The sequence below is a fragment of the Mucilaginibacter sp. genome (genome assembly GCF_025359345.1).
GTDB lineage: Bacteria > Bacteroidota > Bacteroidia > Sphingobacteriales > Sphingobacteriaceae > Mucilaginibacter.
This window is the reverse complement of the sequence record NZ_JANYGQ010000017.1, coordinates 64,484-86,717: the sequence shown is the minus strand read 5'-3', so window position 1 is coordinate 86,717 and position 22,234 is coordinate 64,484. Positions and strand designations below refer to the sequence as shown.

18 protein-coding genes are annotated in these 22,234 nt (G+C 44.9%); 8 read left to right on the top strand and 10 right to left on the bottom strand.

The features are described from left to right. From Q0R52_RS09485 to Q0R52_RS09470, 4 genes are all read right to left on the bottom strand, one after another. The gene (locus Q0R52_RS09485; RefSeq protein ID WP_295794273.1) at positions 1 to 1,479 is read right to left on the bottom strand and encodes a DUF5687 family protein; all 1,479 of its coding nucleotides are present in this window, start codon (positions 1,477 to 1,479) and stop codon (positions 1 to 3) included. A gap of 131 nt (positions 1,480 to 1,610) precedes the next feature. Then, on the bottom strand, positions 1,611 to 2,891 hold the full coding sequence (locus Q0R52_RS09480; protein ID WP_295794272.1) for a replication-associated recombination protein A: 1,281 nt from the start codon (positions 2,889 to 2,891) through the stop codon (positions 1,611 to 1,613). Positions 2,892 to 2,977: 86 nt separating this feature from the next. Next, positions 2,978 to 3,322 carry a type II toxin-antitoxin system RelE/ParE family toxin gene (locus Q0R52_RS09475; RefSeq protein ID WP_295794270.1) on the bottom strand — a complete coding sequence of 115 codons (345 nt, stop codon included), beginning with the start codon at positions 3,320 to 3,322 and terminating at the stop codon, positions 2,978 to 2,980. Then, complete coding sequence (locus Q0R52_RS09470) at positions 3,312 to 3,545, bottom strand: hypothetical protein (protein ID WP_252793791.1); 234 nt, start codon at positions 3,543 to 3,545, stop codon at positions 3,312 to 3,314. The genes Q0R52_RS09475 and Q0R52_RS09470 overlap by 11 nt, the downstream gene beginning before the upstream one ends. 108 nt (positions 3,546 to 3,653) lie before the next feature. Here Q0R52_RS09470 and Q0R52_RS09465 point away from each other — a divergent pair, with 108 nt between their 5' ends. From Q0R52_RS09465 to Q0R52_RS09450, 4 genes are all read left to right on the top strand, one after another. After that, positions 3,654 to 4,289: a DNA-3-methyladenine glycosylase 2 family protein gene (locus Q0R52_RS09465; protein WP_295794267.1), complete on the top strand. Its 636-nt coding sequence runs from the start codon at positions 3,654 to 3,656 to the stop codon at positions 4,287 to 4,289. A gap of 54 nt (positions 4,290 to 4,343) precedes the next feature. Then, complete coding sequence (locus Q0R52_RS09460; RefSeq protein ID WP_295794266.1) at positions 4,344 to 4,901, top strand: sugar O-acetyltransferase; 558 nt, start codon at positions 4,344 to 4,346, stop codon at positions 4,899 to 4,901. Positions 4,902 to 4,928: 27 nt separating this feature from the next. Further along, on the top strand, positions 4,929 to 5,336 hold the full coding sequence (locus Q0R52_RS09455; protein WP_295794263.1) for a hypothetical protein: 408 nt from the start codon (positions 4,929 to 4,931) through the stop codon (positions 5,334 to 5,336). A 214-nt stretch (positions 5,337 to 5,550) separates the two neighbouring features. Next, positions 5,551 to 6,594 carry a DUF4097 family beta strand repeat-containing protein gene (locus Q0R52_RS09450; protein ID WP_295794262.1) on the top strand — a complete coding sequence of 348 codons (1,044 nt, stop codon included), beginning with the start codon at positions 5,551 to 5,553 and terminating at the stop codon, positions 6,592 to 6,594. Positions 6,595 to 6,695: 101 nt separating this feature from the next. Here Q0R52_RS09450 and Q0R52_RS09445 read toward each other — a convergent pair whose 3' ends face one another. The 4 genes from Q0R52_RS09445 to Q0R52_RS09430 all read right to left on the bottom strand — a co-directional run bounded on the left by Q0R52_RS09445 (position 6,696) and on the right by Q0R52_RS09430 (position 11,961). Beyond that, a complete protein-coding gene (locus Q0R52_RS09445) occupies positions 6,696 to 7,601 on the bottom strand; it encodes a hypothetical protein (RefSeq protein ID WP_295794260.1) in 906 nt (301 codons plus the stop codon). Between the two features lie 35 nt (positions 7,602 to 7,636). Further along, the gene (locus Q0R52_RS09440; protein WP_295794259.1) at positions 7,637 to 8,476 is read right to left on the bottom strand and encodes a glycoside hydrolase family 16 protein; all 840 of its coding nucleotides are present in this window, start codon (positions 8,474 to 8,476) and stop codon (positions 7,637 to 7,639) included. Positions 8,477 to 8,687: 211 nt separating this feature from the next. Continuing rightward, the gene (locus tag Q0R52_RS09435; RefSeq protein WP_295794257.1) at positions 8,688 to 9,926 is read right to left on the bottom strand and encodes a family 16 glycosylhydrolase; all 1,239 of its coding nucleotides are present in this window, start codon (positions 9,924 to 9,926) and stop codon (positions 8,688 to 8,690) included. Positions 9,927 to 10,065: 139 nt separating this feature from the next. After that, positions 10,066 to 11,961: a glycoside hydrolase family 30 beta sandwich domain-containing protein gene (locus Q0R52_RS09430; RefSeq protein WP_295794256.1), complete on the bottom strand. Its 1,896-nt coding sequence runs from the start codon at positions 11,959 to 11,961 to the stop codon at positions 10,066 to 10,068. 497 nt (positions 11,962 to 12,458) lie between these two features. Here Q0R52_RS09430 and Q0R52_RS09425 point away from each other — a divergent pair, with 497 nt between their 5' ends. After that, positions 12,459 to 13,661, top strand: a complete 1,203-nt coding sequence (locus Q0R52_RS09425; protein ID WP_295794255.1) for a DUF2252 family protein — start codon at positions 12,459 to 12,461, stop codon at positions 13,659 to 13,661. Between the two features lie 159 nt (positions 13,662 to 13,820). Here Q0R52_RS09425 and Q0R52_RS09420 read toward each other — a convergent pair whose 3' ends face one another. Beyond that, positions 13,821 to 15,770, bottom strand: a complete 1,950-nt coding sequence (locus Q0R52_RS09420) for an ATP-binding protein (RefSeq protein ID WP_295794253.1) — start codon at positions 15,768 to 15,770, stop codon at positions 13,821 to 13,823. Between the two features lie 342 nt (positions 15,771 to 16,112). Between Q0R52_RS09420 and Q0R52_RS09415 the strand changes: the two genes are divergently transcribed. Further along, positions 16,113 to 16,487, top strand: coding sequence for a hypothetical protein (locus tag Q0R52_RS09415; RefSeq protein ID WP_252793883.1), 375 nt, complete (start codon positions 16,113 to 16,115; stop codon positions 16,485 to 16,487). Positions 16,488 to 16,502: 15 nt separating this feature from the next. Here the strand turns inward: Q0R52_RS09415 and Q0R52_RS09410 are convergent, their stop codons facing one another. Then, the gene (locus Q0R52_RS09410) at positions 16,503 to 17,645 is read right to left on the bottom strand and encodes a putative sensor domain DACNV-containing protein (protein ID WP_295794249.1); all 1,143 of its coding nucleotides are present in this window, start codon (positions 17,643 to 17,645) and stop codon (positions 16,503 to 16,505) included. A gap of 358 nt (positions 17,646 to 18,003) precedes the next feature. Here Q0R52_RS09410 and treF point away from each other — a divergent pair, with 358 nt between their 5' ends. Both treF and Q0R52_RS09400 read left to right on the top strand, forming a co-directional pair. Next, on the top strand, positions 18,004 to 19,563 hold the full coding sequence (gene treF, locus Q0R52_RS09405; protein ID WP_295794248.1) for an alpha,alpha-trehalase TreF: 1,560 nt from the start codon (positions 18,004 to 18,006) through the stop codon (positions 19,561 to 19,563). 16 nt (positions 19,564 to 19,579) lie between these two features. Continuing rightward, a complete protein-coding gene (locus Q0R52_RS09400; RefSeq protein WP_295794246.1) occupies positions 19,580 to 21,970 on the top strand; it encodes a glycoside hydrolase family 3 C-terminal domain-containing protein in 2,391 nt (796 codons plus the stop codon). Positions 21,971 to 22,234: the final 264 nt, after the last annotated feature.

Genomic DNA, 22,234 nt, shown 5'->3' with positions numbered 1-22,234 from the left:
TTATTTATTTCTGAAGCCTTCAGCTATGGTGTATCTTTTTGTGTGAAAATCCGCTTCCAGTTTTTTTATCCAAAAACCGCGTGTAAATGTGCAAACCAACCCTACTATCCCAAGTATGCCCAGCCCCGTGTTTGCCTGGTGAAATAAGGCAAACGGCACGTATATTATAAAAGGGGCGATCAAGAGCGGGAATGATAAAATCCACTGGTTACCGCTCATCCCCTCCCAGTTAAACGCAGCGCCTTTTGAAAGGTCCATGCGCTTATAATTACGATTGGCAAAAAACAGCACCATGGTAGTATTTACGCCTATGTTCCATAAATACATAATTACTTCAATCACCAGTGTCTTCCAGCCAAAGTAAACATATGGCGTTGCAAGCAGTAAAAATACCGTTGATACCATAGTGAACAGCAGGTATTTGGCCCTCAAAAACTCGCCGAATTTTACCTTGCTGACCAGCAGCCCATCGAAATGCGAGGCCTGCCAGGCATACATAAACTGCCCGTAATTAATGATAAAAATACCCGTCATAAACATGCTTACAAACACTTTGTAGCCCTCACCATTCATTTGGGGGTTCGGATAAAACATTAATCCGTAAAACATAAAAAACAGCCCCATAATGAGGGCCGAGCGTGGGCGCTTGTTGCGAAAAATGAGCTTAAGCTCATTAGCTGCTAAATCGCCAACGCTACCAAACCGGCTAAGGAAAGGATACTCTGTGCTGCTTTTATATTTGGTGTCTTTACGCGAGCCGAGCTCTTCCAGGTAAAGATTATCTTTTAAATATAAAAAGTTAAGGTAATACATAACCGCGCCGAGCAACACAGGTATAACTGCCAAAAGCGGGTACTTTATTAAGCCACCGAAAAACAGGTACGAAAATTTGCGGATGGATATAAAGTGCCAAAGAAAATCAGACAGGCCAATCAATATAATCACAGCCACAGCAATTAAAAATATCCAGCCGTTTATGTTTGCCTTCCGTTTCAAATACAAGGCCAGGTAATTGTTAAATACCGTAAGGCCGGCTATAGAAACCACAAAAGCAAGAGCAGCTACACCACCCGAATCGGTCATGATGATTTTTAAAACAAAAGGGACAAACAACAGAAAGGGCCAAAGGTTAAAAACCGAAAGTAAAGCAGTAAACGCCAGGTAACGCACCAGCGAATTACGTTTGACCGGCAGTTGCAGATAGGGTTGTACCCGTAGTGTCGGTAAATCCTGCAGCTGCAGGCGTGTAAATAGGTCGCTTAAGTAATACAGCAGTATAATACCACAGTAGGTAACAACTATATCCGTTTTGCCGCCGCCCTTTAGCAGCAGCTTATCCAGGTTAAAACCAATGGCACAAACTATCAGCAACAGGTATAATATCAGCAAGCCCATTACAACACGTACCGCAATACTTTTGCCTGTGTTTTTTGAGCGCCAAAAAGCTTTTAGTTCATGCTTGACAAAGGTTGCGGTCATCTGTATAGTTCAATAATTAATCAGTGGTAATAATAGGCAAAAAATTGCATGTTTAAGTGACAGGCATCAACATTTCGATATCACGCCCTGAATTTCACGCCGCCCAAACATTCCCCCAGGGAGTAAAATTATTAATAATTATACCTGTTACCCCAAAGCTTTCTTAGCTTTTCTTTTGATTCGTTTTCACGGGCATTGTTGCCGGGCTCGTATAATTTGGTGCCTTTAATAGCTTCGGGTAAAAAATCGAGGTCGGTAAAGTTGCCTTCATAGCTGTGGGCATACTTGTAGTCTTTACCGTAGCCTATATTTTTCATCAATTTGGTTGGCGCATTGCGCAGGTGCAGGGGCACGGGCAGGTCGCCCATTTGTTTAACCATGGCAATGGCGGCGCCGATTGCCGTTGTGGCCGAATTACTTTTTGCTGATGTTGCCAAATAAATAGCCGTTTGTGATAAGATCAATTGCGACTCGGGCATGCCTATTTTATTTACCGCTTCAAAACAGCTTTGCGCCAATAAAAGCGCATTTGGATTCGCGTTGCCAATATCTTCGGATGCAAGTATTAGCATCCTGCGGGCAATAAACAGCGGATCTTCACCACCTACAATCATCCTGGCCAGCCAGTAAACAGCCCCGTTAGGGTCGCTGCCCCGCATGGATTTTATAAAGGCCGAAATAATATCATAATGCTGCTCGCCTGCTTTATCATACAGCGCCATGTTTTGCTGCACATGCTCCAGCACATTCTCGTTGGTCAGCGTAATTTTCTTGCCCGGGAAAGCATTTACCAGCAGCTCAAAGATATTCAGCAGCTTGCGGGCATCGCCACCCGATAAGCGCAGCAATGCCTCATTTTCTTTTATGGTGATGCTTTTCTTTTGCAGCACCTCGTCTTCTTTCATGGCCTTATCCACCAAACTAACCAAATCATCCTCGTTTAGAGATTGCAGGATGTATACCTGGCAACGCGACAGCAAAGCGGAAATAACTTCGAACGATGGATTTTCGGTAGTAGCACCTATCAGCGTAACTATCCCCCGCTCAACCGCACCCAGCAGCGAGTCCTGCTGCGATTTGGAGAAACGGTGGATTTCATCGATAAACAATACCGGCAGGATTCCGCCTTCGGCTTTTATCAGCGAGGCTTTTTCAATTACCTCGCGCACATCCTTAACGCCAGAGTTAATAGCGCTTAGTGCAAAAAACGGCCTGTCGAGCGTTTGGGAAATGATATAAGCCAGCGTGGTTTTGCCTACTCCCGGCGGCCCCCAGAATATCATCGACGGCAGTTGGCCCGACTCGATAGCCTTTCGCAAAACTGCGCCTTTGCCCACCAAATGTTTCTGCCCAACGTAATCGTCCAGGTTTTTGGGGCGCATGCGCTCGGCTAATGGCGGCAGGTTGTTCATATGGGTAAAATTGAGAAAAGTAAATGCTAAATCCTAATATTTTTAGCAGGATGCTGTGGAAATAACAAGAATGAATTATCATTGTTTTAGAGAGACGTATAGATCAGTCCATTGTCGGCAAGAACCTGATCAAGAAAGTTATCAGAAATATTTTCCATATCCGATTTATCGTAAATCGAAACTAACGTAATGCGTTCCTTTAACACTTTTACACAAGTAATAACCCTTGAACCGCCCGACTTGCCGGCCATTTTTGATGTGATTTTCATGCGTACTTTAAAGCAGTTCTTGCTCAGGCTTTCGCCCTGAAAGGGGTTCTCTATAAGACTTTTCGCCAATTCGGAGACATCTTGCTTAATGGAAGGATACTTTTTGGCGAGTTTTTTTAGTTCGCGGTCAAAGTTTGGTATTGTTCTAAACTCAAAGCTCATCTAATAACTCTTGCAACGGGCGGTCTTTCAATTTTCCTTCTTCAACCATTTTAAGCTCAACAAATCCTTGTTTTACATTATTCCAGATTTCCCGCTGTTCAGAGGTCAGCTGCTCCTCCGCAGTTTTTGCAGGTTCAACCACTTTTACAAAGTTCAGTGACTTCATCAACTTCATAAAAAAAGCAAATTTATTTTCGGGTACATTAATGGTTACCTGTTTCATTATTTTAAGATATAATACAAAAGACAAACGCTTTTAAATCAAACTTATCACAAATATAATAAACAAATTTTATAATGTTATTTTTGAAACTCAAGGCAACAATAACCCGTGACTAACCAATTCACCAAATCTACCTTTCATTCTTTTTGCGACAAGCTAATTCCAACCGATACAGATTTAGCCGCCATCTTTAACGCTTATGGTTATCCGCCATTCTGGAACCGGCCCAATACATTCGAAACCCTGGTGCATATTATTTTGGAGCAGCAGGTTTCGCTGGCATCGGCGCTGTCGGCTTTAAATAAATTGAAAGAGCATTTACAGGAGTTAACCCCGGCCCGGCTGCTGCTATTAACCGACGAAGAAATGCGGGCCTGTTATGTAAGCCGCCAGAAAAACAGCTACCTAAAATACCTTGCCGAAGCCATTTTAAGCGGACAACTAAACTTAGCAGCTCTTGAAAATATGCCGGACGAAGAAGTGCGCGCCAGGCTAACTGCGCTAAAAGGCATCGGCAATTGGACCGCCGACATCTACCTTATATTTGTTTTACAACACCCGGATGTATTCCCCATTGGCGATTTGGCGGCGGCGAATGCTTTGAAACGGGTTAAAAATTTACCGGCCGAAACTACAAGGGAGCAGGTACTTGAAGTAGCCGCCCAATGGCAACCGTACCGAAGCATTGCTACTATGCTGTTATGGCATTATTATTTATCGGCACCGAAGAAGGCGGCCAAATAAACCTACGAATGGCCTAAAACTTCGTAAGTTTAACGAGCTATCAAATTAAATAATATGACCGAAAAAGAAAAAATGATAACCGCGCTCCCCTACCGCGCAAACGACCCGGAACTGGTAAAGTTTCGCCGGGAAGTGAGGTTAAAACTGGCAGCGTATAATACCCACCTGGAATATAATGCTGAGGAACTTTCAGGAACACTAAAAACCATTTTAGGCGCAATGGGCAGCGGCAGCTGGATTGAACCCCCGTTTTATTGCGATTATGGCTTCAACATTACCACGGGCAAAGATTTTTACATGAATTTTGACTGCGTGATATTAGACGTAGCCCCGGTAATCATCGGCGATAATGTGATGTGCGGACCAAAAGTGCAATTGCTTACCGCTACTCATAGTGTTAATGCTGAAGAGCGCAACTTCTCAGGTACGGAACTTGGCAAACCAATAGTAATCGGCAACCGGGTTTGGATTGGCGCAGGCGTAATTGTTTGTCCCGGTGTTACCATTGGCGATGAAGCCGTAATTGGTGCGGGCAGCGTGGTTACGCGCGATATACCGCCGGGCGTATTTGCTGCCGGAAATCCGTGTAAAGTGATAAAGGTTATTGAATGACACATTTTAAACCAGGAACATCAAAAAATGGCTGACGGTCGTATTGAAGGCTATTTGCAAAAGAATTTGCTGTACGCATTTTTGATTAATGTACTTTTGGCTTTTTTATCAGTGCAAGTGGTATACGCTCACCTGACAGGTAGCCTGGAAGGGAGCCAGGGGGTTATGATCGTGGCTTTATCAGGAGCGATATGGTCGGTATTTCTCACTGTTTGCTCAACCACCATATTTCTTAATGTATATCCTTCAATCAGAAATGATAAAATCTACGTGTTTTTCACCTACTATCTTTTACCAATAATCGCCGCATTAATAGCCGGAGGCAATATGCGTTCATCCGGAATGCTGCCTGCATTTTTTACGGTAACCATTCCGTTTTTTATATCACAAACCATTTTCTATATAAGATTTTTAAAAATATCTGATAAACTTTAGTCCGGCAATAACGGTGCTCTAACACTATCATGAGCGTAGTGTTTGCGGCGGGAAGCCCTATGTTTTATAAAGGTTATTAAGCGTTAACCGTAATTTGCTTCAATTCCTGTAATTCGAAATAATTCGTGGAATTAGTGTTTATTCAAATAAATATTCCACCACATGCAACGTATCGAATAAACTTTAAGTCTGATAGATAAACAAACTTAAAATTATGAAAGCTTATTTAACCTTATTGATAGTTGCCTGCCAAAGTGTTGCGGCATTAGCACAGGATGACAAAACCCCTTATTTAACCAAATCACTTTCGAGCGATGCCATAAACAGTGTTGTTGTTTCTACATCGGGCGGAGGCATAAAAGTTAGCGGCGAAAGCGGGCAGTCGCCACGTATTGAGGTTTATATCAGGGGTAACAACAATCGTCAGCTATCGAAAGGAGAAATTCAAAAACGCCTGGCAGAAGATTATGACATGAATATCGCTGTTAACGGCCATGAATTGAGCGCTACGGTAAAACAAAAACACCCTTTTCTTAACATGAACTGGCGCAATCAGATGAGTATTTCATTTAAAATATATGTACCCGAAAACGTAACCACCAATTTAAAGACCAGCGGCGGCGGCATCGATCTTGATAATTTAAAGGGTGCTGAAACATTTAGCACCAGCGGCGGCGGTTTACGGCTCAATAAGCTAACCGGAGTTATTCGCGGCCGTACATCGGGCGGCGGTATCGATGTTTCAAATTCGGGCGACGACCTCGACTTAAATACCAGCGGTGGCGGCATCACTGCAAAAAACTGCAATGGTAAAATAAGACTGGTAACCAGCGGCGGCGGCTTGCGCCTGGAAGATTTAAAAGGTAATATTTACGCCCATACCAGCGGTGGCGGCGTAGAAGGCCGAAATATTGACGGCGAGTTGGTTACCGGCACGTCGGGTGGTGGTGTCGATTTAAAGAATATGAGCTGCAGCCTTGACGCCTCTTCAAGCGGTGGTGGTTTAAGCATAGAAATGAAACATGTGGGCCAGTACCTTAAATTACACACCAGCGCAGGTAACATCGACTTGGATTTACCGGCAGGCCAGGGCCTCGACCTTGCAATAAGAGGCGAAGGCGTTAACCAGCACCCTACAAAGCTCAGCAACTTTAGCGGCGAGTGGAATAAAAACCGCATAAATGGCACTGTAAACGGCGGCGGCGCGCAGGTAACCGCAAGCGCATCAAGCGGCGATGTGAATTTGAAGTTTAATTAAGCCAAATTGTAGCGACACAATACTTTGTGTCGCTGAAAGGCACGACTGAATTGTGGACATTATATCAAAAAGCGGATTGGCCCAAAGTCAATCCGCTTTTTTTATTTATCGAGCGATAATATTATCCCGCCCGAAAAAAAATGCCCGTTGCGATAAACCCCGTTCAATTGTGTTTTATCAACCTGGCCCGATGACAGGTAGAGTTGATCGGTGCCATTACCCGTTTGCCAGTTAAAATAGGTATAGCCAAAGCTTATGCCAACGTTGGGCGTGATACTATAAACCAGCGCACCGCCGGCATTTATACCGTAGCCTTTGGCTACATGGCTATAGCTAACCGGGTGCATAAATTCGTTAATTAAATTCCAGTTACCCTGCGCGCTATAGTTTACCTGGTTGTAGGTAACATCGGCGGTGGCCTTTAATTCGCGCCAAATTTTAACGGAAGATTTTAGTTTGATGAAAGCGCCTTTCCATTGCGTATTGTAAAAGCTGTTTAAATCAGGAAATCGGCCGGTAGCGTCAATTATGTATAACGATTGTTTGTTATTACCATAACCTACAGAAGGCACGAGACTAAACCGGTCATTATTAAAAACAATGTATCCGGCGCCTGCATACCACGCAGATGTATATCCCTTATTATCATTAAAATTTTGGCTATAAGTTGGCTGACTGCGGTTATCAGCCGAATAGTCAATATCGCTTACACCGCCCGATTTTACGGCTGTACGGTTATATCCGCCTAAAACAATAATATTATGCCAAACATTTGCCTGTAAGCCAGCCGCATAATTGGTACCTTTAACATTTTGCCATTTAAGCTCAGATAATACATTGGGGCTCTGCCCGCTGGTGTTGCCGGAAATTGACCAATGTAGATTATCTTGTTGAGGCCCGGCTGACAACGACAATTGCATTTTTCGTTCAATGCCCTGCCCATACCCAATCCGCGCAGTACACAGCATCAGCAAAATAAAAGGGCAAAGTTTTATCAGCCTTCTCAATTGTAAAGGAATTTAAGCAATGTTTTTAAACAGATTTAATTGGCCTTATATACCCTCACATAATCGACATACATTTTTGCGGGCAGCAGGCCGTCATTAATTGGTTGGTTTGGAAAATCGCCGCCAACTGCAAAATTCAGCAGTATAAAAAACGGCAGGTGGAAAGCGCCGGTATTATTGACATTATTGGCAATGTTTGCTGTTACATATTGGGTACTATCCACATACCAGCGTATTTCGCTGTTATCCCACTCAATAGCATAAACATGGTAATCACCGGCAGTTGCAATGGTGGTATTTAAACCATACTGTGCATGCCCGCCGCCGCTGTTCCAATGTATGGTACCGTAAAACAGGTTATCAGCATTTACGTGCTCCATTATATCAATTTCGCCGCAATTGGGCCAATTAACCGTAGTAATGTTTGAGCCCAACATCCAAAATGCAGGCCAAAACCCCGCGCCAAGTGGTGCCTTAATCCGGGCCTCAATTCGTCCGTAAGTTGCCGTTACTTTGCCTTGCGAGTTCATCCTTGCCGAAGTATAAAGCTGCCCACCCACGTTTTCTCTCTTTGCAGTTATCACCAGGTTACCTGCTTCAATAGTAGCATTTGCGGCCTGGTAATATTCCTTCTCGTTATTTACGCCAAGATTGCCGGTTTCAAAATTCCAGTTCTTTGTTTTTACAGCCGTACTGTCAAACTCATCCGACCATATTAAGCTATATGTGACCGGCGTTTTTGGTTTAGTGGTATCTACTGGAGGCGTGGCTGTAATTTTACCCGGCGTATTACTTTTCGAACACGAACTGATAAATACTATCGACACAAGTAAAACACCGGCGCCGGTAAGCATATTAAATATTATTTTTCTCATTTTTATATATTGGTGCCCTAAAGTAATAAATACTATCGGGATAGTGGGTATTCTATTCAGGAATAGAGTCAAGAGCCAAGAATCAAGAGCCAAGAAGTCAAGAATCAAGAAAACAGGCAGCATTAGATAGGTTTCCTGCGGCCGTTTTCACTGCTGTTAATCCTGGTTCTCAAAATCTTGATTCTTGACTCTTATAGTCTTGATTCTTTCTCTACTGGTTCACTTTAAAAGCCTCCCATCCCGAAGCTGTGGCCCGGGTACAGGTCATCGGCTGAGTGCCGTTTTCGCTCGAAATAAATTTGCCGTTGTTGCCTTGCAGAGTTATGGTACCATCGGCATTGGTGCCCCAGGTAAATTTCTCCCAGTCGCCGGCAGTTGCGCGGTTACAGGTTATAGCCTGTGTGCCGTTTTCGCTCGAAACGAATTTACCCATGCTTTGCAGCTCAATTTTGCCGCCGCCGCCGTCAACAATTAAAAATTGCTCCCAGGCTTGTGCGGTTGGCCGATTGCAATTCATTGGCTGTGTGCCATTTTCCCCGCTAACATATTGGTTATTAAAACCTTTCAGGGTGATGGTTTGACCAATTGGCGGGCCGCTGCCACCGCTTGCTGCAGTATACACACGCACGTAATCAACCAGCATACTTGAGGGAAGCGCCCCTGTGTTAACAGTTTGCCCCGGAAGGTCGCCGCCTACAGCAAGGTTAAGAATTATGTAGAAAGGATTGTGGAACGCACCTGTGTTGTTGATGTTATTTTGGATATTGCCGGTTACATACAAGGTATTATCTACGAACCATTTTATACTGTTGGTATCCCACTCAACGGCATACACATGGTAGTCAGCGAGAGTCGTAGTGGTGCTGCTACCGTATTGAACGTGGCCGCTGCCACCGTTCCAGTGCATGGTACCCAAAATAGTATTGCTGGTGTTCACCTGCTCCAAAATGTCAATCTCGCCGCAGTTCGGCCAGCCCACCCCGGGCGTGTTGATGTTTGTCCCGAGCATCCAGAATGCGGGCCAGCTGCCCTGGAAAGCCGGTACTTTAATACGTGCTTCAATCCTCCCATAGGTGGTGGAGAATTTTCCGAATGTTTCCAGCTTTGCCGAAGTGAATGGCTGCCCGCCCACGCTTTGGTTTTTAGCAGTTATAACCAGGTTGCCGCCGGTTACGGTGGCATTTGATGCCTGGTAATATTCCCGCTCGTTATTTACACCGGGGTTCCCCACGTCGACATTCCATTTGCTACCATCAACACTGGTGCCGTTAAACTCGTCGGACCATACCAGTTGCCAGGTTACCGCACGGGCTTGGGTAGTTTGTTCGCCGTTTATTGGCGCAGCATTTTTGGGTTGATTGTTCATATCCTTTTTACAGGAACTCACCATTGCCACCAGCGCCAGGACTACCCCGGCTCGGCTTAAAAATTTAAAGAATTGTTTTTTCATAATAGTTTTATTTGGTTTGTTAAAAGAGAGCCAAGAATCAAGAGAGTGAACAGCTTTTTGGCGATATATTCACCATTGCGACCTCGTTTCTTAATTCTTTTTCGTCTTGATTCTTGATTCTTATAGTCTTGATTCTTTTCTATTGGTTCACCTTAAACGACTCCCATCCCGAGGCCGTAGTCCGGGTACAGGTCATAGCCTGGGTGCCATTCTCGCTCGATACGTAATCGTTGTTGTTACCCCTTAGTGTTATAGTGCCGTCGGCGTTTACGCCCCATACAAATGCTTCCCAATCGCTATGGGTGGCGCGGTTGCAGGTAATAGCCTGCGTGCCGTTCTCGCTCGATACATATTTGCCCATGCTTTGGAGCGAAACTTTGCCATTACCTGCATCAACCACTAAAAACTGTTCCCAAGTGCCTGCCGTGGCGCGGGTACAGGTCATGGCCTGGGTGCCGTTTTCACCGCTTACATAAAGATTATTGAACCCTTTTAGGGTGATAGTTTGTCCAATTGGCGCACCGCCACCGGTCCCGCTTGATTGGGTGCCTGCCCATTTAAAGGTGGCGGCAGCTCCGGCTGGTAAAGTGTACGTAAATGACTCCGCGCCCCATTTAATTTTAAACGACTGGCTGGAAGTTGCTGTGTTTAAAGCCACAACTACCTTGGTACCATCCGGATTTTTAAAGGCAACGTTTTGAATACTGGCTGAAAACGTGTTTGATGAAATACGCACAGCCCCCGCCTTCACAAACTCGGATGCATGGGCAACTGTATAGTAAGCCGTATTTTTGGTATAGCTGTTGCCCGATATGGTTACAGCGCCCAAACAGGTGGTACAGCCGCCTGCTGTATGCGGGTTATTATTAGGGTCGGCAGCCAGGTTCCATTCCAATACCACACGGCTCCAGTTACGTGGGGCGCCAATGATGAGGTTGTTCATATGCCACGAAAAATCGCCTGCAAAATTGCCGGGAGCGCCTATAAACTGTTCGGTAAAGTATACGTTTTTAGTTGGAAACGCATTATGCACAGTAGTTAATGCACTGATGTCGCCGGCATAAAGGTGGAATGCTGATCCGTCGACATAGGGGTTAGCTGCGGCATCGCCTAGAACCGCTTCCGGGTAATCGGGGCGGTCACAGTTATGATCGTAAGCTACAATTTTGGTACTGATGCCATTGGCTGCGAACTGGGGGCCGAGGTTGTTTTTTATAAAATTGGTTTCCTCGTTGGCCTGCATCGTCATTGCAGGGTTGTTGTTGGGATTAAGCGGCTCGTTTTGCGGACAAACAGCATAAATATTAATGCCCTGCGCTGCCATGGCCTGTATGTATTTTACAAAATAGCGGGCATAAGCATCATAATACGCCGGGTTTAAGTTGCCCCCGGTAAAACCGCCGTTGCCTGTTGTGCTTTGCTTCATCCAAACAGGTGCAGTCCACGGTGTAGCCATTATTTTTATCGACGGATTTATGGCGATAATTTTCTTGAGCACCGGCACCAGGTCGGTCATTTCCTGGCTGATGCTGAAGTGGGTGAGGCTGTTATCGGTTTGTCCGGACGGCATGTCGTCATAGGTAAAGTCGGACGAGCTTAAGTCGGAAGCGCCGATGGTGATCCGCACAAAGGCCGACCCTACGTGGCCCGAAGCAGTTGAAAAGATATCATTTAAAAAAGTTGTCTGATTGGCGCCCAGCCCGTTAATAAGTGATGCACTGCCACCGGTTAAGGCATAGCCAAAGCCATCAATGGTTTGGTAGGTTGTATTTTCGTCGACAGTGATAGTTGTGGCATTCGTACCTGCATCGGCGGCAAAGTTTACGCTGGTTTGTTGCGCCAGCAGTTTGCTTTTGTCTGATGTGGTTTCCCAAATGCTAACGGTTTCATTGGCAGCCCTTGCTACTGTTGTAGGGCCACCGATTTTTGCCATGTCAGGGCTGCCTTTCGACATATCCTTTTTGCACGAATAAAAGAGCAACGCAGGGAGCAAGAGTAATGCCGCCAGCAATTTCAGTTTGTAAATTGATTTCATAAATGGTTATAGTTTGTTGATTGGTTTAAGAGCCTGACCAAATAAAACTTTAACCTGCGCTTAAATAACAGTCGACAACTGAGCAACGCGCCAGCGGCGTTTTTTTCATTTTTAGTAAGACAGGCAGAAGTATAGTTTTATATTGGCAATACAAAACTATGTTAATTAATATGAAAATACCAAATATATTTTAACATAAATAACTGATATTTAGACAGTTATAAATAATTCAATACGCTTTAAGCACAGTGTGTATTTTGTACAAAAAGGGCTTTAATACACAGTAAAGGGGGTTTTTAATATTCTGCGCGACTTGGATGATACGCTTGCTTCACAGTTAAATAATTATAAGTCCGAAAGTAAGGAAAGTTCGGAAAGACGCTTCGGATTCAGGGGTGACGGGGAATAATCGAATAATATCCCGGCATTTTTAGTAAATAATCATCACGCAAACTATTTCCTCCCTCTGCTTGTAATACATATCCAAATCCACCCAAATGTCCAAACTTTCTGAACGTATCAAACTTTTTAACGCCGGCCTATTGCCCGATATGGTTAATCTTAAGTACGAGGCCATGGCCGAGAATGCTTTCAGGTACTACCGCGGCACCTGCCATTTATTTTATGAGGATTTAGCATCGACCGAAAAGTTCCCCGCTTCGCCCCAAACCTGGATTTGCGGCGACTTGCACCTTGAAAATTATGGGAGTTACAAAGCCGACAACAAACTAGTGTATTTTGATTTAAATGATTTTGACGAGAGCATACTTGGGCCGGCGTTGTGGGAAGTTGCACGCATGGTTACCAGTATCTGCATTGCATTTGGCGAGTTGGATATTGAGCCGGAAAAGGCGGAGAACATGGCAAAGCTTTTTGTAAAAACTTATGCGGCCACACTATGCAAAGGTAAAGCTACCAGTATTGACCCGCGAACCGCGAAAGGGATTGTTTGTGACTTTTTAACAGCAGCTGCGCAAAATGGCTATACCGTAGTTTTGAAGAAACGGACGGATAAAAAAAACAAAAAAGTGGTACTGTCATTAGTTGACGAAAGGCATTTCAAAATAAAAAAGCACCTAAAATTGGTGTTGATGGACCATATACAGCAATGGATTGATCAAAGCAGCGACAGCCCCTACAATTATAAAGTAAAAGATGCAGTGTTCCGCCTGGCGGGTACCGGCAGCATAGGACAAAAGCGGTACTTGTTTTTGTTGAAAAGTACCAATACCAAAAATCATTACCTGTTGGTTGATATGAAGCAGTCGCGCGCATCATCGTTATCGTCGTACGTTAAGGCTAAGCAGCCGGAGTGGACGTCAGACGCTGAACGGATAATAGCCGTACAACAGCGCATGCAAAATGTATCCGCATCGTTATTAAGTGCCACGATTTTTCATGACGAGCCGTACGTGATACAGGAATTGCAGCCGGTAAAGGATACGATTAAGTTTAAGCTGATACGCGACCAATATCGCGATATTTACCAGGTAATTGATGATACGGCCGCGCTTACTGCTTCGGCTCAGTTGCGCAGCGGCGGCATGAACGGCTCTGCAACCATTGATGAATTGAAAGCTTTTGGCAGCGATACGGTCTGGCAGCAAAAACTGCTGGATTATTGTTTTGAGTACTGCAAAAAAGTGAAGGAAGATTACGGGCAATTTGTGCACGATCTACAAGGCGGGACGTTTGATTAATTGTGACTCGTTAATGTTTCTTTATTGCGCTTATTTCGCCGTTCCGCTCTATGTAACCCCTATCAAGCAGGTAAATAGTTCTTTTATTGGCAACAACTAACAGCCTTAAGTGTTTCTAAAACAATGGGAGACCGACAATTATTGACAAGGGAAGACCGGTTAATCCAGCGGCAGGGTAAACCAAAAAGTACTTCCTTTGCCCAGTTCGCTTTCAACCCCAATGTCGCCACCATGGCGTTTGATAATCTCTGAGCAGATATAGAGACCCAATCCCAACCCGGAATTTTGAAAGCCTGATGATTCGGCACGATAATACCTGTCGAACAGGTGCGTGATTTTTTCGGGTGCTATGCCTGGGCCGGTATCCCTAACAGCAATTTTAGCCATTTCACCTTCCCGGCTAACCATCATAAATATATCCTTCGATTCGGGCGCATATTTAACCGCATTGTTTACCAGGTTTACAACCACCTGGTCTATACTGTGCTCGTCTGCGGTCACCTGCAATTGCATATCGCCCTGCACTATCAGCCGGTGCTTACCGGCAATGCGCACGTGGCTGCAGCAGCTGTCTAACATTTCGGCAATGGTGAAAGGAGTTTTATTGAGCTTTAACTCGGTTTTGCTGGCGCGGCTAACATTTAAAAGATCTTCAACCAAGGCGCTTATTTTGTGCATGCTACGGCTCGATTGGTCAATCAGTTTAGGTATCAGCTCGGATGCCGGGTCGTTTTTTACACGTTCCAATAATTGTAGGGACGCTTTGAGACTGGTGATCGGGGTTTTCAGTTCGTGGCTGGCAATACTTATAAAATCGTCCTTTTGCTGTTGCAAGCGCTTAAATTCGGTGATATCAAGAAGGGTGCCCAATATCCGAACCGCTTTTCCGTCTTTATAATATACTTTGCCCTGCACGCGTACCCAATGTGTTGAACCATCGCTGTGCAGAACGCGGGCTTCGTAAAATAATTTCCCTGATCTTATAGCCGCCTCGTGTGCGGCAATCCGGGTGGCTTTGTCGTCAGGGTGAATTACCGAAGCAAACATTTCCCATGGCACCTGCCTGTCGAAACCGAATATAACGTTGAACCTGTCAGATGTAAGCATTATTCTTTTCGCCAAATCCAGGTCGAAGGTACCCGTCTCGGCAGCTTCTACGGCCAGCCTGATCCGTTCTTCAACATCTTCAATACTGCGGCGGGCTATCACTTTATCAGTTACGTCAATAGCCAGTACCATAATAGCTGTTACGTGCCCGTCATTGTGTACCGGCTCGTATACAAAATCAATATACAGCGTTTCGGGCACGCCATTGCGGGTTAATACCACTTCATGCTCCCGGGCCCTAAAAGTTAAGCCACTGCGTATCACCTCGTTCATTACAGGGGCATAGGCTTCAGCTGCTTCAGGTATCGCATCCCATATTGTGTGATTTTCCAGTTCTTCGCGCCTTCGCCCTACAATTTCAAGATAGCTATCGTTAACATCTTGTATCAGTAAATCCCTTGCCCGTATTATGCAAATGCCAACAGGGGCCTGTTTTACCATATTCCTGAAACGCAGGTCGCTTTCGGCAAGGTCCTCATACAAATCACGTAAACTTTGCTGCGATTCATATAGTTCCTCGTTAGATGCATTAAGCTCTTCGTTTGCCGCCCGTAACTCCTCGTTTGATGCACGCAATTCTTCAGTAAGGCTTTGTACCTTTTCCATATTTAAAAAGCGTTCGGTAACATCGGTAGCTGTATGCAATATGCAGTAAGTTTTCCCGGCGTCATTCTTCATCGCCCTGTATTCAAAATCGAAATAGTAGGTATGTAATTCGCCGTCAACTTCCAGTTGGGCCGGGGTGTCTGTACCGCTGATTGTAACGCCCTCATTCCATACCTTTTTAAACAGGTCGATAAACGGCTGACCCTTTAATTCCGGCAAGGCCTGTTCCAGTGATTTTCCGATTACGCTCCTGTCTTTTCCCCAAATTGCAATCATACGGTCGGATGCGTACTGGATAATTGCATCTTCGGCCACGTGAACCGCTACTGCATTATTTGATGATGACAATACCTGTAATAGTTGCTCGTTGTTTAACAGCGGGACTGGGTGGCTCATGTAGTAGATATTTTCGGAATAAAATTAAAATTAGTTAAAAATCAATAACCTGCAATAAACCTTATGCTCCAATAAAACTGCGCTAAAAAATATCCATTAAGGTGTGTTTGCTAACAAGGTTACTGCTTCTGCAAAAATCAAACCAACGGGACAATAAAATGCCTTGTCATATTAAAATAAATGCGGTTTACTGCATTATAACGAAAAAACTCCAGGTGACGCAATAAGCGCCAAAGGTATTAAAATACCTATGGTAAACTTTTATTCTCCATAAAATGAACATCTTATGAAAAATTAGCTACATTTAATTTCAATTATCAAAACAATAAAACCTCAAGTCTTATGGATCCAATTAACAACATCGGCACCGACAATGGTAAAAATGCAGGTATTGTAAGCTATTTAACATTTATTGGTTGGCTGATAGCTTACTTCGGCATGCACCAAAATAACAAAACAAGCTTAGGTAGCTACCAGTTGCGGCAAACGTTGCTTCTCCACATTGCTTATTTTGTAGTTCGCTGGGGGCTATCAATTATTCTTGGAATATTTTGGCTGGCATCAACAGGCTTTTTTTCACTGTACTATTTGCTTAGGGCTGTTGATTTGGCATTTTTTGTTTTATGGATCATTGGGTTTATTGGAGCAGTTCAAGGCGAAAAAAAGGAAATACCTCTTTTAGGCGATAAGGCCCAAACCATGTTCCCGAATATATAAGCCAGCATTAAAACATTACAGCAGCAACGAATCCACAAAATGCGCGTGCACAATATTTTCGCAGGGCGACCACGAGAATATGGTGAACCGGCCGTCCTGCGATGAAACCAGGGCAATGGCATCGCGTTGGTCGAACACAAACTGGGCTGCCGAAAGGTGCCTGGTACCGCCCATTTGTGAAGGATGGATGATGGCGGCCATGCTGCCTACAACCGGCTCAGTAACCAGCGTTTCTTCAACCGGGCTGCCGTTTGAAGAAACGCCTATTTTTGCACCAAAGGCCAGTAGTTCCAACTGATCGTTAATAATTGTTGCGCCATCTACGGCGGTGAGACCTGCTACACTGTCAACTGCACGATTTACATCATCCTGCCACAGGTTCATGCTGCGCTCATTTACTACCTGCCCCATCAATATCTTTAGTTCGTCAAACGCGGGGGTTACGGGGTAAGTTATCGGGTGTATAATAGAGTCGCGCCAGGTATCGCTACCCGAACGAACAACTAACAGTGTCCCGCCATGACCGTGCAGGCGCATTGAAGCGGCGAGTTGCACCAGTACATTTACCGAATCGTTCCAGCCGGTGGGCGAATTATAATCCAGCAGTGAGGTGAGCATCGCAGGGCAATCGGGCAGGCTTTTGCTATGTTCGTCAATAATTTTTATCTCATCGCCCTTAAGCACAGCCACGTTTATAAACTTGCCGAAACCTTTAATACGCCTGTGTTTAATAACCAGAAGGCCGGGCTCAATTACTTCGAGCACAAAACAACAATCGGGTACATTACGGGTAGTTCCCCAAACATATAGCTCACCATCTTCGTCCCACACGCCAAGGTGAATACCTGAGCGCTCAACTGCGGGGGCCAACTTGGTGAGTACGTGGGGCGTTATCAATATCCTTTCTTCAAATATCAACGGCTGCTCAGCCAAATGGGGCGGCAGGTAAGCCAGCGAAACCCGCGGCGAGCGGCCTTCTTCGCGGCGCAGGCTGGCCCAAAAGGCAACATCAATAATAGCCTCAATCACGGCCAGCGATGGCTCGGGCGCCAGGTCAGTTTCTCCCTGCAACGCGGCACTTGCCAGCAGCTTAGTAAAATGGCTTTCAATTGCCGGTGCTGCCACTGTTGCTGCCTGGTAGGTTGATTTATAAGCCATATTTGATGAATGATATTTTTGAGGTGCTAAATTACCGCAATTATATTTCAGTTGGTAGCTGTTGTTAACATCGCTTTGTAATTTTAAATGGCTGGTACAATGGGCAAAGCCAGCAACATTTGTCAGGTCGATGGCTTTTGAGGCGCACCTGTGATATATTGTTTTTCTGTTGATATACTACTTTTCATAGTTCAAAAATGCTCCCCCATCTGTATTTGTAGTATAACTGTCTATTTTAATTGATAATATCAAAAATAATATCTACCATTGTGTAACATTGACACAATGAAATGTATTCAACGTTGTAGATGCTATAAACCACTGAATTCCAACTAAAGCCACCTTCGCTGTTGATTTTATGAAAAGGACGCTGCTTCCAATGCTCCTGTTGTTTTTAACGGGTTGGGGATATTCACAAAGCCTCACACCAAAACAACTGTATCCCGGCTTGTTCGAGGCTGTGCAGCTACGAAATATTTTGGGCGATAATAAAACGTTTGTTGATGCAACCCCAAAACGGGAGCCAGCTCTTATCGTGGCTGATTATAACCGTAACAAGAGCCGGGCCGGGTTTAACTTAAAGCAATTTGTGCTTGCCAATTTTACCTTACCCTCAGCAGATGATAAAGTTTTTAGAAGCAACGTTAATTTAGGGGTGAGGCACCACATTGATACCTTATGGACGGTGCTTACCCGCAAACATAATGCGGCATCTAAATATTCGTCGCTTATTGAATTACCTAACGATTTTATTATTCCCGGCGGCCGTTTAAGGGAAACATATTACTGGGATTCATACTTTACCATGCTTGGCCTTCATGAAAGCCACAAAACAAAAATCATCCAAAATACCGTTGATAATTTTGCCTTCTTGATTGATAAATATGGGTTTATACCTACAGGCACGCGTACCTATTATTTAACAAGGTCGCAGGCGCCATTTTTTTCGATGCTGGTTGATTTACTGGTTAAAGAAAAAGGCAAACAGGTTATTTTAAAATACCAACCGCAGCTTTTAAAGGAATATGCCTTTTGGATGAAAGGTGCGAAAAGTTTAAAACAGGCACAGGCTGACAGTCGCGTCGTATACCTACCGGGCGGCGAAATTTTAAACAGGTATTGGGACGATTCGGACAAGCCCCGCGAAGAGGCCTATAAAAATGATTTGGATTCGGTAAAACATACAAAGCAGGAACCGGCGGAATTTTACCGCAATATCCGTGCGGCAGGCGAATCGGGCTGGGATTTTGGCTCACGCTGGTTTGGCGCTGCCGGCAAATACAGTACTATTGAAACAACATCCGTCATCCCTGTCGATTTAAATTGCCTCCTATATCACCTTGAGCTTTCAATTGCGCAATCCTACCAGTTACAAGGGAAACAGGCTGAATATTCCGCGTTCACCAGCAAAGCCAACCTCCGCAAAAAGGCAATTTTAAAATACTGCTGGAGCGAAAAGGATAACTGGTTTATGGATTATAACTTTAAGCTGAAACATGCCACCCCGCACCAAACCATTGCAGGTGTTTTCCCGCTCTGCTTTAATATCGCTGACAATGTGCAGGCTGTTAAAATGGCCGGAGTAATAAAAACCAAATTTTTGAAATCGCGCGGCCTGGCTACATCCTTTATGATTACAGGCCAACAATGGGACAGTCCGAATGCGTGGGCACCAATGCAGTTTATGGCAATAACCGGCTTACAGAATTATCACCAAAACAACCTGGCCGAAGAAATCGCCAAGCGATGGATAAACACAAACCTTGCCGTATTTAATGCTACGGGAAAGCTAACCGAAAAATATATCCTGGCCGATGACGGCAAAAACAAGGGCGGCGGCGAATATCCCCAGCAGGACGGCTATGGCTGGACGAACGGCGTGCTGCTGTATCTATTAAATCACTTTAAAACAAACTAATTATTAAATATAAATCATGAAAATAAAATTCAAATTAATTGCCGTTGCTGCACTAATAATGCTAAGCGGTGCATTCAAGGTAAATGCGCAGCGCAAGGCGAAGGCTCACGCCCCGGTTCCACAACTGGGAAAAAGCACTCTAAAGCAGGTAATAGCAGCCATGACCTTGCAGGAAAAATCGAAACTTGTTGTGGGCATGGGCTTTAAAATGCCCGGTGTACCTGCGCCAGTTAAAGGCGAAAAACCCAAGGCGGTAGACATCGGCGGGTTTAAACTGCCCCCGTCTGATCCCGAGGCTTATGAAATTCCGGAGAAAGTGCCGGGAGCTGCCGGGCGCACGCATGCAATTGCGCGTTTAGGCATTCCATCAATTACCGTATCTGACGGTCCGGCCGGTGTTCGTATCGAGCCCAAAAGGCCGAATGACAACAAAACTTATTATGCAACCGCATTCCCTGTTGGTACGCTGCTGGCTTCGACCTGGGATACCGCCATGGTCAGGAAAGTGGGCGTAGCATTTGGCAACGAGGTGCGTGAATATGGTATTGATATTTTACTGGCCCCGGCATTAAACATACACCGCAACCCGCTGGGTGGCCGTAACTTTGAGTATTACTCCGAAGACCCACTGGTTGCCGGCAGCATGACAGCCGCCATAGTAAAAGGCATCCAGAGCAATGGTGTAGGCACATCGATAAAACACTACGCAGCTAACAACCAGGAAACGAACCGCAATAGTATCAACACTATTGTAAGCGAACGCGCCATGCGCGAAATTTATTTGCGCGGGTTTGAGCTGGCTGTAAAAACATCACAGCCATGGACGGTGATGTCATCCTACAATAAACTTAACGGCACATTCACTTCCCAGCGCCGCGATTTGCTGACCGGCATCCTTAAAAATGAATGGGGATTGCGAGGTTTTGTAATGACCGATTGGTTTGGTGGACAGGATGCCGTTGCACAGATGAATGCAGGTAACGACTTGCTGATGCCCGGTAACCCCGACCAAAGCGACGCCATTGTTGCCGCAGTTAAAAGCGGTCAACTAAGCATGCAGCAACTTGATGCCAATGTGGAACGGATATTAAAGGTTATCCTTATCTCACCAACGTTTACCAAATACAAATACAGCGACAAACCCGATCTTGCCGGTCACGCAAAAGTATCGCGCATGGCTGCTGCCCAGGGCATGATCTTGCTAAAAAACGATGGCAGCGTGTTACCGCTGTCGGTTAATAAAAGGGTGGCTGTTTTCGGTAATACTTCATACGCTCCCATCGCCGGTGGTACCGGTAGCGGCGATGTGAATAAAGCCTATAGCGTATCGCTAGCCGAAGGTTTTAATAACATGGGCTACAAAGTGCAGGAAGCCCTGGCAAAAGCTTATAAAGATTACATTGCCGATGCCAAAAGCAAACAGCCGAAACAGCAAAACTTTTTTATGCTGCCGCCGCCGATTCCAGAGTTTGATCCTACGGACTTTATATTAAAAGAAGCTGACGGTGCCGACGAAGCAGTGATAACCGTAGGTCGCAATGCCGGAGAAGGTCGCGACCGCAAGCTTGAAAATGACTACTACTTAACCTTCGGCGAAAAAGCGCTGATAGCCAACGTTAGCAAGGCTTTTCATGATAAGGGCAAAAAAGTAGTTGTAGTATTAAATATAGGCGGCGTTATTGAAGTGGCCAGCTGGCGCGACCAGGTTGATGCCATTTTACTGGCATGGCAGCCCGGTCTTGAAGGCGGCAACGCTATTGCCGATGTTGTTAGCGGTAAAGTAAATCCATCGGGCCACCTGGCTACAACTTTTGCAATGGATTATAAAGACGAGCCAACAGCAAAAACTTTCCCCGGCACTCCTGAGGCCAAACCAGAGCAGGTTACTTACGATGAAGGCGTTTATGTAGGTTACCGCTATTTTGATACCTATAAAGTTAAGCCTGCTTACGAATTCGGTTACGGCTTATCTTACACCAAATTTAAGCTTAGCGATATAGCCGTAAGTGCACCTGACTTTAAAGGAAAAGTTACTGTAAAAGCAACTGTTACCAACACCGGCGATGTGGCGGGTAAGGAAGTAGTGCAGCTTTATTTAAGCGCCCCTGCAAAAAACATCGATAAACCCGAGCAGGAACTAAAGGCATTTGTCAAAACTGGTTTGCTGGCCCCCGGCCAATCGCAGTTCCTGGTGTTTACATTACGGGCCAGCGATCTTGCCTCGTTTTACACCAGCAAATCAGCCTGGATAGCCGATGCAGGTGAGTACAAAGTAAAAGTAGGCACGTCATCCCGCAACATCGAAAAAACGGTATCCTTTACTTTGGCAAAGGATATTGTTACTGAAAAAACCAATACCGCCCTTACTCCGGTAACCCCTGTGGAAGAGTGGAAAGGCAAGCAATAAACTAAAAACTATATAACTGACCGGAGCCTCGCAGCACATTGCTGCGGGGCTTTCTTGACTAAGATTCTTTGGATTGGCAGGATTGTAGGATGCCTGTCGCCCTTAAACGCCCCTACCATTTCCGCTTTCTACTTCCTAAAAAAACCGTAAATCCTAAAATCCTATCAATCTAACACATTACATTTTATTTAATTTTCAATAATTATTGAAAATTCAGAATTAACATTTATATTTGTCATGAAGTTGATAGGATAAACTAAACAA

Coding starts and splice junctions, on each gene's coding strand:
- Q0R52_RS09400 (WP_295794246.1), top strand. CDS start 19,580: ATGAAAATAAAATTCAAATTAATTGCCGTTGCTGCACTAATAATGCTA.
- Q0R52_RS09480 (WP_295794272.1), bottom strand. CDS start 2,891: ATGAACAACCTGCCGCCATTAGCCGAGCGCATGCGCCCCAAAAACCTG.
- Q0R52_RS09420 (WP_295794253.1), bottom strand. CDS start 15,770: ATGAGCCACCCAGTCCCGCTGTTAAACAACGAGCAACTATTACAGGTA.
- Q0R52_RS09485 (WP_295794273.1), bottom strand. CDS start 1,479: ATGACCGCAACCTTTGTCAAGCATGAACTAAAAGCTTTTTGGCGCTCA.
- Q0R52_RS09440 (WP_295794259.1), bottom strand. CDS start 8,476: ATGAGAAAAATAATATTTAATATGCTTACCGGCGCCGGTGTTTTACTT.
- Q0R52_RS09435 (WP_295794257.1), bottom strand. CDS start 9,926: ATGAAAAAACAATTCTTTAAATTTTTAAGCCGAGCCGGGGTAGTCCTG.
- Q0R52_RS09430 (WP_295794256.1), bottom strand. CDS start 11,961: ATGAAATCAATTTACAAACTGAAATTGCTGGCGGCATTACTCTTGCTC.
- Q0R52_RS09425 (WP_295794255.1), top strand. CDS start 12,459: ATGTCCAAACTTTCTGAACGTATCAAACTTTTTAACGCCGGCCTATTG.
- treF (WP_295794248.1), top strand. CDS start 18,004: ATGAAAAGGACGCTGCTTCCAATGCTCCTGTTGTTTTTAACGGGTTGG.
- Q0R52_RS09460 (WP_295794266.1), top strand. CDS start 4,344: ATGACCGAAAAAGAAAAAATGATAACCGCGCTCCCCTACCGCGCAAAC.
- Q0R52_RS09475 (WP_295794270.1), bottom strand. CDS start 3,322: ATGAGCTTTGAGTTTAGAACAATACCAAACTTTGACCGCGAACTAAAA.
- Q0R52_RS09450 (WP_295794262.1), top strand. CDS start 5,551: ATGAAAGCTTATTTAACCTTATTGATAGTTGCCTGCCAAAGTGTTGCG.
- Q0R52_RS09470 (WP_252793791.1), bottom strand. CDS start 3,545: ATGAAACAGGTAACCATTAATGTACCCGAAAATAAATTTGCTTTTTTT.
- Q0R52_RS09410 (WP_295794249.1), bottom strand. CDS start 17,645: ATGGCTTATAAATCAACCTACCAGGCAGCAACAGTGGCAGCACCGGCA.
- Q0R52_RS09415 (WP_252793883.1), top strand. CDS start 16,113: ATGGATCCAATTAACAACATCGGCACCGACAATGGTAAAAATGCAGGT.
- Q0R52_RS09455 (WP_295794263.1), top strand. CDS start 4,929: ATGGCTGACGGTCGTATTGAAGGCTATTTGCAAAAGAATTTGCTGTAC.